General features: G+C 43.9%; 1 protein-coding gene. It reads left to right on the top strand.

The genetic code is table 11. From position 1 onward, the window contains the following. The first annotated feature begins 199 nt into the window (after window positions 1-199). The gene (locus ACKTSG_RS14200; RefSeq protein ID WP_407895673.1) at window positions 200-1417 is read left to right on the top strand and encodes an IS110 family RNA-guided transposase; all 1218 of its coding nucleotides are present in this window, start codon (window positions 200-202) and stop codon (window positions 1415-1417) included. Window positions 1418-1603: the final 186 nt, after the last annotated feature.

The following is a 1603-nucleotide window of genomic DNA, read 5'->3' as shown; positions in this document are numbered from 1 at the left end:
CCACTTTTCGTTTAGGCGTAAAGTGGTAGTGAAGTTGACCTGTCGTAGGTTTTTTTGGCGCTAGACGTCGCAAACAAAAATGGCAACTTCACTGCACCATCACATAATCTGTTGGTAGTCTGTTGGCCTTGAGGTCGTGTATTGAAAATTAGAATGATGGTGCAAATCCGTAAAAAACCCTAGAAAGATGGTGCTCATAATGGCAATTGTATTTGGTATTGATGTTAGTAAGGCTACTTCCAATGTCGCTGTAATCAACGACGATACCACTGTATGGCAATCGAAAATCAACAACGACTGGTTTGGGTTTCAGGAGTTACTCAAACACTTGCAGGAATATCGAGAACCTCAAATCGTCTTCGAAGCTACTGGAGTCTACTCACAACGCCTCAGGCGCTTCTTAGATGATCATCAGTATCGATACTCCCAACTCAATCCGCTAGCCGCTAAGAAGCAGTTAGATGGTTTGCGTACGCGAAAAACCGACAAGAACGATGCCTTACACTTAGCGCAGACGCAGTTGATCTTCAAGCGTCGACTCACTTATTATCAAGAACCGGTTTATCGGGACTTGATGAATCTAAGTCGCTTCTATCAAGAGGTAAACTCCGACCTGGTACGTGAGAAGAATCGACTTCACCGCAGTGCTCAGTTGACGTTTCCAGAGCTTGAACAGCTCTTGTCCAAGCCTACTGGGAAGATGTACTGGACAATCGTACAGCTGTATCCACACGCCGATTGTTTAAACGAACAAACGCCGGAAGACGTCTATGAACAGATATCAAGTGTGGTTTCTCATCACGGGAAAGCAGCACTGAAAGCTATCGCAACTAAACTTCTGAATCTCGCAAAAGCTTCATATCCGGCCGAGTCTATTGATTCACCAATGCTTGAACAAACGCGTTATCACGCCAAACAAGTAACGGAACGGGAAGCTCATAAGGATCAGATCATTAATCAAATGGTTCAGTTGGCTAAGGGTCTACCAGAGTTTGAAATTCTCATGAGTATTCCTGGATTTGCGGAAAAAACAGTAGTGCGCCTTATTGGTGAACTCGGCGATATCCGGCGCTTCGGAAGTAGCAACAAGTTGAATGCCTTTGTTGGGATCGATCTGCGTCACTATGAGTCGGGAAACTACATCGCGTCTGATCAGATCAGTAAACGCGGCAATCATATTGCTAGAGCGGTCTTGTATCGGGCGATCACTAACATTTCCAGTGCCGCTAAGACGAAACCAAATCACATCAACGACTTCTATCAGAAACGAAAAAAGCAACTTCCCGTGGTCAACGGAAAAACCGTTGGCTCAAAGAAAGTTGCGGTCGCCGCGATGAGTCGCCTTCTACGAACGATTTATCATCTCGTGACAACGAGTCAGTTGTATCAATACGGCGTCCAGCGCCAACCAATCTGACTACGTGAATAGTGTAAACCCTTAGGCAAAAAATGAAAATGCCAAAGGTCTATTTGGTTTACCCTCAAACTCAAAAATCAGCAGTATGAACGGATGATTACTCTAATAACAAGAAATGTGATCCATCTAAACGTAAAAGAAAACGTGATTAAATCAACATTAGTGCTTGACTAATGGTAGAAAAAA

Origin of the sequence: Lacticaseibacillus salsurae (assembly GCF_045862175.1) — a bacterium.
GTDB lineage: Bacteria > Bacillota > Bacilli > Lactobacillales > Lactobacillaceae > Lacticaseibacillus > Lacticaseibacillus salsurae.
This window is presented reverse-complemented; position numbering and strand designations above follow the sequence as displayed.